Here is a 7,862-nt window from a genome sequence, read left to right as displayed (position 1 = left end):
CGGAGAGGGGGGCCAGCCGTAGGTCGGCAGCGGCCCCCCTCTCCGCGGGAGAGGGGCGGGGGGTGAGGTGAAAGGGAAAGCAGAACGTACGCACTGACCTGGAAACGGCTGTAAATACTTCGCTGCGCTCCGCATGACCGGCAAATAGAACAGGCAAGCAGATGAGTGCCTGACGCAAACCGGGGCGTTGCGCGCTCCATGACGTTTCTTCGGAGTACTACTTCATCCCCGGCGTCCCATGCCCACTTCTACTCGGCCTGCTGATACTCCGGCCGCCTTTCCCAGGGCCGTGCCCTTCATCATCGGCAACGAGGTAGCCGAGCGGTTCAGCTACTACGGCATGCGGGCCATTCTGCCCACGTTTCTGGTGGCGCAGTTCTTCAACCCCGGCCACAGCCCGGCGCTGGATACGGTGGCCGAAGCGCGGGCCAACGACTTTGTGCACTCCTTCGCCGCGCTGGGCTACGCCATGCCGGTGCTGGGCGCCCTGCTGGCCGACTGGGTGCTGGGCAAGTACCGCGTCATCCTCTACCTGTCGGCGCTCTACTGCGCGGGGCACGCGCTGCTGGCGGCGTACACCGATGATTTGGCCGGGTTCCGGCTGGGGCTGCTGGTGGTGGCCGTGGGCATGGGCGGCATCAAGTCGAGCGTGACGGCCAACCTGGGCGACCAGTTCGACCGGCGCACCGAGCACCTGCTGCCCAAGGCCTACGGCTGGTTTCAGCTCAGCATCGACGTGGGCGCGGCGCTGTCCACGGCCTTCATTCCCGAGCTGTATGCCCGCTACGGCGCGGCGGTGGCCTTCGGCGTGCCGGGCCTGCTGATGGGCGCGGCGGCCCTCACCTTCTGGCTGGGCCGGCGGCACTACGTGCGGGTACCGCCCACGGGCTTGCTGGCGGGCCTGCGCCAGACGCTGGGGCCGGGCGAGGGCCGCGCCGCCCTGCGCCGGGTGGGCACGGTGTTCCTGTTCGTCCCGGTGCTGTGGGCGCTCTACGACCAAAGCGTGTCGGAATGGGTGCTGCAAGCCGCCCACCTCGACCGCGAGCTGTGGCCGGGCTACGCGCCGCTGCCCGAGCAGCTCCAGATTCTGGGCATCGTGTTCGGCATCGGGCTGAATCCGCTGCTGACGTACCGCATTTACCCGGCCCTGGCGCGGCGCGGCATCCGGGCCACACCGCTGCGGCGCATGGGCGCGGGCATGGTGCTCGTGGCCGCGGCGGTGGCCATCGTCGGCGGGGTGCAGCACCGCCTGGACGCGGGCGGCAGCCCCTCGGTGTGGTGGCAGGTGCTGGCGTACTTTGTGGTGGCGGGCGGCACCCTCATGGTGGCCGTCACGGGCCTGGAGTACGCCTACACGCACTCGCCCAAGGCCATCAAAAGCCTGATGACGGCGCTGTGGCTGCTCACCATCGCGGCCGGCAATTTCTTCCTGGCGCTCATGAACGGCAGCATCGCGGCGGGCGGCTTTTTTGCCCGGTTTCAGGGGGCGAACTACTACTGGTTTTTCGTGGGGCTGATGGCCGTGAACGTGGCGCTGTTTGCGCTGGTGGCGTCGCGGCTTCGGGAGAAAACCTACGTGGGGTCTGAGCCCGCGGAGCCGCTGCGGGCCTGAAAGCAGCGGGATTACGCATCTTTACGCACTGTCCTGCGCGCCGCGGGCGCCGCTGCACAACTATTGGTTCAGCGACCAGGCGCCTCAATTTTCTTACCTAACCCCCTCTACTACCTATGAACCAACAATTCCGCACCGCTTTCCGCCTGCTCTTCGCTGGCTTTGCCCTGGCCCTGCCGCTGGCGGCCCCGGCCCAAACCAAAGCGCCCCAGGCCCGCGCCGCAAAACCCATTGCCCGGCCCGCCACCAAGCCCGCTGCCCGGCCCGTCGCCAAGCCCGCCGCCAAGCCTGTCGCCAAAACCAGCAACGCCTTGGCCGCCATTCGCGAGAGCGACATCCGGCGGGACCTGCTCACCCTGGGTGGCGACCAGTACCGCGGCCGCGAAGGCGGCACGCTCGACGAACTCAAGGCCTCCGCCTGGCTAGCCGAGCGGATGCGCGCCATCGGCCTGCTACCGGCGGGCGACGACGGCACCTATTTTCAGTGGTTCAACTTGCAGCGCCTGCGCCTCACCAAAGCCAGCAAGCTCAGCATCGGCACCCACGAGCTGGTGCCCAACAAGGACGCGCTGGTGTTCGCGCCCGTCAACGCCGTGGTCACGGCCCCGCTGGTGTACGTGGGGGCCGGCACCCTCAGCGAAACGGCCCAGGTAGACCTCAAAGGCAAGGCCGTCGCGCTCCTGGTGACGGGCACCCCACCGGCCGACCTGAGCTTCCGCCGCTTCCTGAGCGCCACGCTGCGCGACAAGTCGGCCGAGCTGGTGAAGGCCGGCGCCGTGGCCGTGGTGTTCGTGGCCGATGAGCGCGCCCAGGTCGTGTACGAGCACTGGGGCCACACCTACGAGCGCGGACGCTACGGCCTACCCGGCGACCCCAACGTGCAGGTGGTAACCCAGGTCCCCACCCTGCTGCTGCCCGCCGACGCCCTGCCCTGGGTGCAGAAGGCCGGCCAGCAGCTCGTGGCCGACTTGCGGGTGGAAACCTTTCGCTACCCTTCCGTCAACATCGTGGCCAAAGCCCCCGGCACCGATGCGAAGCTAAAAAGCGAGTACGTGCTGTTCAGCACCCACCAAGACCACGACGGCGTGCGCCCGGCCGTGGCCGGCGACTCCATCTGGAACGGCGCCGACGACAACGCCACCGGCTGCGTGGCGCTGCTGGCCATCATGCGGGCTTTCAAGCAGCAGCCGGCCCGGCGCTCGGCCCTGTTCGTGTACCACGGCGCCGAGGAGCGCGGCCTGCTGGGCTCGCGCTACTACTCCGCCCACCCCACCGTGCCGGAGGCGTCCATCGTGGCCGTGCTCAACGCCGAGATGATGGGCCGCAACGCCCCCGACAGCGCCGCGCTGCTGGGCGCCGTGCCGCCGCACCTGAATTCCGCTGATTTGGTGCGCACCGCCCTGGCCGCCAACCAGGCCGGCCCCAAGTTCAAGCTGGACGCCGAGTGGGACCAGGCCACCCACCCCGAGGGCTGGTACTTCCGCTCCGACCATCTCCCCTACGCCCGCCTGGGCATCCCGGCCATCATGTACACCTCGCTACTGCACCCCGACTATCACACGCCCCGCGACGAGCCCGCCCGCATCAACTACGCCAAGCTCACGCGCATGACCAACTGGCTCTACCTCACCGGCTGGGCCGTGGCCAACCGCCCCGCCGCCCCCGCCCGCGAGCCCGACTTCAAGCTGGAACGGTAGATGCAGTGAGCAGTGAGCAATAGGCAGCGGGCGATGAGCAATGAACAGTTCCGACAAAATCTTCTTATTCAATAACTGTTCATTGCTCATTGCTCATTGTTAACTGTTAATTGAATTCATGCGCCACATTACCGCCGCCGACATTAAAAATTTCGAGCGGATTTATCGCCTCAACCTTGTCAACGGCCTGCCCGGTTTCAAGCCGGCCAACCTCGTGGGCACCGCCGCGCCCGACGGCGCCACCAATCTGGCCGTGTTCAGCTCGGTGCTGCACCTGGGCTCCGACCCGCCCCTGCTGGGCATGGTGACGCGGCCCACCACCGTGCCCCGCCACACCTACCAGAACCTCAAAAGCAGCGGCTGCTACACCCTCAACCACGTGCCCGTGGCCCTGGCCGCGCCCGCCCACTACACCTCGGCCGACTTTCCCGACGCGGTATCGGAGTTCGACGCCTGCGGCTTCACGGCCGCGTACCGCGACGACTTCCCGGCGCCCTACGTAGCCGAAAGCCCCCTCGGCATCGGCCTGCGGCTGCTCGAAGAACACGCCATCAGCAACGGCACGGTGCTGCTGGTGGGCACCGTGGAGCACGTGTACCTGCGCGAAGAAGGCCTGCGCCCCGACGGTACCCTGGACCTGGCCGCGCTGGGCGACGCCTGCATCTCGGGTCTCGACGGCTACCACGAGGTGCTGCCGCCGGTGCGCTTCGGCTATGCCCGAGTGGGGCAGCCGCCGGTAACCGGGTAAGATTCCGAACCACGAACCGGACCAGTAAAGACCCAAAAAAGCCCCCGCCTCAATGGCGGGGGCTTTTTTGCTGCAAAGTAAAAATGGTCTACAGCGACTGAATGAAGGCCAGCAACTGGTCCCGCTCCTTCTGGTCCATTTCGTTCTGGAAGAACTCGCGCGACTTCTGCGCTTCGCCGCCGTGCCACAGCACGGCTTCGGTTACGTTGCGGGCGCGGCCGTCGTGCAGCAGGAACGTATGGCCGCTGGTGATTTGGCTCAGGCCCAGGCCCCACAGCGGGGCGGTGCGCCACTCCCGGCCGTTGGCCATGAACTCGGGGCGGTTGTCGGCCAGCTCGGGACCCATGTCGTGCACCAGCAGGTCGGTGAAGGGAGTGATGGTTTGGTTCGACACCTCGGGGAAGCCCGGCAGGTTGCCGGTTTGCAGGCGCGGGACGTGGCAGGCGTCACACCCGGCCTTGATGAACAAGGTCAGTCCTTCTTTAAGGACCTTGTTGTCGGAGGTTTGACGCACGGCGGGCACGCCCATCGTGGTCGTGAACTTGGTCATGGCCTCCAGTTCGGCGGCGGTCAGGTCAACCCCCGTGGCGCGGGGCGCCGATTCGCCCGGCTCAATGGAGAACAGCGGAGTAGTAATGGCCATGTCGCCGTTCAAAGCACCGGCGTTCTGCTGCAGCAGCGAGGGCTGGCCCGCCTTCCAGCCAAAACGGCCGAGCACGCGCTTGTTCAACGTGTAGTCCCACACGTAGTTAGCCTTGCCGGTGGCTTTGTTTTTGTCCGGCTTGTCCTGGTTGGCCTCCCACTGCTTAAAAGCCATGTAAAGAATGGTGGCTTCGGGCACCGCCTGCAGCAGGCCGAGGCCGGCCACGTTCGAACCGATGCGGGCCGACACTTCCACCCCGGCCGGCACCTTGGTGAAGGCGTAGCTCGGGCGGCGCAGGCTCACGCTCGCGCCGCCTTTCAGGGTCCGGGTTTCCTCCACGAAGGAAATGGCCACGTTGCCTTCGGGGCCCGTGCCGATGAGGCGGGCTCCCGTGACGGGGTCGATGGCAATGTTTTGCAACTGCGTGCCGAAGCCCGGCACCGGGTTGTTCTCGCCGTGCGCGTCCTGGCCGGGCACGCTGAGGCGAAACAGCAGCTGCGGGTTGTTGGTACCCACGCGCGGGGCCCGTGACCGGCCGCCGCCCACGTGGCAGTCAACGCAAGCGTCCTGCAGCCAAATGGGGTCGAGCAAGGCCAACTCGAAGGTTCGCTCAAACGTGCCCTTGCCGGCCTGGTGGGCAGGAAGAGTGGCGCCTGAGAGGTTGGCAGCCGGCTGGAAGAAAGCGTCCATGCCGGTGGCCATCACCGTGGTGTTGCCCCCGGCTTTGCCGGCGAGCAGCGTGCTCAGCACCAACGACTCGTCGGTTTTGAACTCGTCGTCATCGTCGTCATCATCTTGGCCATTCTGGCTGACGGCGGACGGATTAATGTTTTCTTCCTCCTCGGGGCGTTCGCAGCTGGTGATGAACAGTGCCGCGCCCAACAACAGGGCCATCTGGGTGCCCCGCCAAGCAGCGAGCGTAGTAAAGGGTTTCTTCATAAAAAATGGGGAGGGGGAGGAAATGGAATTATCGAAAAAAAATTAAGCGGACAAAATCTTGAGAAGGCAACTGAAATTAGGGCGCTGTAACGTGCTTCACCAGTAGGCTTTTGGGTGGCGAACCGCGGGCATGGGCAATGGGCCGCGTGAAGATAGAAGCAGTTTCTATATTAGCTAACCCGAACGTTATAATATTCGGAAACACTTTTACGCCCGGGCAAGAATAAATCCTTTTATAGCTTGGAAACTTACCTGCACTGGCCTGGGAATCAGGGAGTCATTGACATTAGCAATTTTTCAGCGCTGGGCCAAAAAAAGTCCGCCCAGGAGCTGGAGCGGGCCTTGTACGGCGGGGTGGCGTTTCGGTTGGGGGTAGCTGCTGAAACAACCGGCGCCGCGCCTGCACCACCGGCACGAGCCGCGTCGTTTTCGCGGCAAGGGTTGCGGCGCGAAACCGGCCCCAACGCCGTGCTTGTCTCAAACGCAAAAAGCCCGCTACCGGGCGGTAGCGGGCTTTCGGGGCAGCGCCAAGGAGATTAAGAGATTACTTGGGCTGCTGCTGGTCGTTCTGGTTGCCGTTGCCGTTCGTGGCCTGGCCGGGGTCGCCGAGGCGGCCGCTGGCGTCCTGCGGCGAAGTGGCACTCTTGCCGGCGGGGGCCGAGTTTAGCTGGTCCTGCACGGTGCCGTTCTTAATGGCCGCGGCCGAGCCCTCGCCGCCGGCCAGCTCCACGCGCTGCTGGTTGTTGATGCTGTCGCGGTTCACGTCGGAGGTGTGCCAGCCGGGGGGCGGGTTGACGAAACCGTGGCCGAATTGCGGGTTTTTGCCGGGGCTCCAGCGGTAGTCGCAGGACGCGAGCGAGGCCGCCAGGGCAGTGCCCAGCACCAGGGCCAGGGCGAAACGGGGAGAAAGCTTCATGAAGTAATGCTTGGAATTGGTCATGTAAAGTACGTGGATTTCGAGCGGAAGGCCAACCCGATGTCGGCCGGGGCGTTACTTTCGGGGGCCGCCGCCGCCGCGCGGCCGCTCCTTTTCCTGGTTTCTTGCCCATGCCCAACGCCGACCCTCCCCAGCCTTCCCGCTTTCGCCGCGCCCTCGGAGCCGTGGGGCGGGCCGCGCTGCTGCCCGTGCGCGGCGCGAGCTACCTCGTGCGCTCCGGCAAGGCCCATCAGCACTTTTTCCTGCCGGTGCTGAACGGCGCGCTGGGCGACCAGCTGGCCGCCCGCTACGACCGCCGCGCCATCCGCTTGAGCTTCCGACGCGGCGGGCACGACGTGGCCCCCGCCGACCTGCGCCTCACCGAGCCGCACCAGAAAACCGTGGTGTTTGTGCACGGCCTCATGGGCGACGAGCTCATCTGGCAAACCGGCTTTCAGGACGCGCCCGGCAGCCGGCGCTACGGCCCGCGCCTGGCCGAGGAGCTTGGCGCGCGCGCCCTCTACGTGCGCTTCAACTCGGGCCTGCACCTCTCCGAAAACGGCCGCGAGCTCAACCGCCTGCTCACCGAACTGGTCGATACCTACCCCGACGCCATCGGCGAGCTGGTGCTGGTGGGCCACAGCATGGGCGGGCTGATTATCCGAAGCGCAGGGCATTACGCCAACGGGCTGGGAATTAAAAATGAAGAATTAAAAATTAAAAATGAGTTTACCCAGGATTTTAAGCCAACGGATGAATTTTTAATTTTTAATTCTTCATTTTTAATTAATCAAGCGTCCTGGTTAGCGCACTTGCGTTCTGTTTTCTTGCTCGGCACGCCCAACGACGGTTCGTGGCTGGAGCAGAATTCACACTTCACGGCGCGGCTGCTGGAGCGCATCAACCTCTTTCCCACCCGTTTCCTGAGCAAGGCCCTCAACCAGCGCAGCAACGGCATCAAAGACCTGCGCCACTCCATTCTGGTGGACGAGGACTGGCAGGACGCCCACGCCGGCGACCTCACGCCGCCCCGCACGCCCGTGCCGCCGCTGCCCGGCGTGCGCTACCACATTCTAATGGGCGCCTGGCTGCGGGCCACCCGGCCCTCGGCCCTGCGCGAGTATTTCGGCGACGGGCTGGTGGGCCAGGGCAGCGCCCGCGGCCACGCCACTTTCGGCGACGAAGCCGCCCTGCCGGCCGGGGCCAGCGTGCGCACGGCCGTATTCAGCCAGCAGCACCACGGCGGGCTGCTCACCCACCCCGGGGTGTTCCAGTACCTCAAGCAGTGGGTTTGAGGCCTTTGCCGG

The 7,862-nt window shown here is 65.8% G+C and carries 6 protein-coding genes; 4 read left to right on the top strand and 2 right to left on the bottom strand.

Annotated features, from left to right (window positions below; translation table 11 throughout):
- The first annotated feature begins 238 nt into the window (after positions 1 to 238).
- From RMO51_RS18215 to RMO51_RS18205, 3 genes are all read left to right on the top strand, one after another.
- A complete protein-coding gene (locus RMO51_RS18215) occupies positions 239 to 1,612 on the top strand; it encodes an MFS transporter (RefSeq protein WP_310397050.1) in 1,374 nt (457 codons plus the stop codon).
- A gap of 116 nt (positions 1,613 to 1,728) precedes the next feature.
- On the top strand, positions 1,729 to 3,309 hold the full coding sequence (locus tag RMO51_RS18210) for a M28 family peptidase (RefSeq protein ID WP_310397048.1): 1,581 nt from the start codon (positions 1,729 to 1,731) through the stop codon (positions 3,307 to 3,309).
- Positions 3,310 to 3,427: 118 nt separating this feature from the next.
- Positions 3,428 to 4,057: a flavin reductase gene (locus tag RMO51_RS18205; RefSeq protein ID WP_310397046.1), complete on the top strand. Its 630-nt coding sequence runs from the start codon at positions 3,428 to 3,430 to the stop codon at positions 4,055 to 4,057.
- Positions 4,058 to 4,145: 88 nt separating this feature from the next.
- On the opposite strand, the gene RMO51_RS18200 is transcribed toward RMO51_RS18205, so the two are convergent.
- Entirely contained in the window at positions 4,146 to 5,639 is a 1,494-nt protein-coding gene (locus tag RMO51_RS18200; RefSeq protein ID WP_310397044.1) for a di-heme oxidoredictase family protein, read from the bottom strand.
- Positions 5,640 to 6,183: 544 nt separating this feature from the next.
- Positions 6,184 to 6,555, bottom strand: coding sequence for a hypothetical protein (locus RMO51_RS18195; protein ID WP_310397038.1), 372 nt, complete (start codon positions 6,553 to 6,555; stop codon positions 6,184 to 6,186).
- Positions 6,556 to 6,686: 131 nt separating this feature from the next.
- Here RMO51_RS18195 and RMO51_RS18190 point away from each other — a divergent pair, with 131 nt between their 5' ends.
- Positions 6,687 to 7,850, top strand: coding sequence for an alpha/beta fold hydrolase (locus tag RMO51_RS18190; RefSeq protein ID WP_310397036.1), 1,164 nt, complete (start codon positions 6,687 to 6,689; stop codon positions 7,848 to 7,850).
- The last annotated feature ends 12 nt before the right edge of the window (positions 7,851 to 7,862 follow it).

The organism is Hymenobacter sp. (assembly GCF_031398885.1).
GTDB lineage: Bacteria > Bacteroidota > Bacteroidia > Cytophagales > Hymenobacteraceae > Hymenobacter.
The sequence above is the reverse complement of the archived record's forward strand: the minus strand, read 5'-3'. Positions and strand labels throughout refer to the sequence as shown.

Bases quoted from the DNA above. Each gene is read 5' to 3' on its own strand.
- RMO51_RS18215 (WP_310397050.1), top strand. From the start codon at position 239: ATGCCCACTTCTACTCGGCCTGCTGATACTCCGGCCGCCTTTCCCAGG.
- RMO51_RS18210 (WP_310397048.1), top strand. From the start codon at position 1,729: ATGAACCAACAATTCCGCACCGCTTTCCGCCTGCTCTTCGCTGGCTTT.
- RMO51_RS18205 (WP_310397046.1), top strand. From the start codon at position 3,428: ATGCGCCACATTACCGCCGCCGACATTAAAAATTTCGAGCGGATTTAT.
- RMO51_RS18200 (WP_310397044.1), bottom strand. From the start codon at position 5,639: ATGAAGAAACCCTTTACTACGCTCGCTGCTTGGCGGGGCACCCAGATG.
- RMO51_RS18195 (WP_310397038.1), bottom strand. From the start codon at position 6,555: ATGAAGCTTTCTCCCCGTTTCGCCCTGGCCCTGGTGCTGGGCACTGCC.
- RMO51_RS18190 (WP_310397036.1), top strand. From the start codon at position 6,687: ATGCCCAACGCCGACCCTCCCCAGCCTTCCCGCTTTCGCCGCGCCCTC.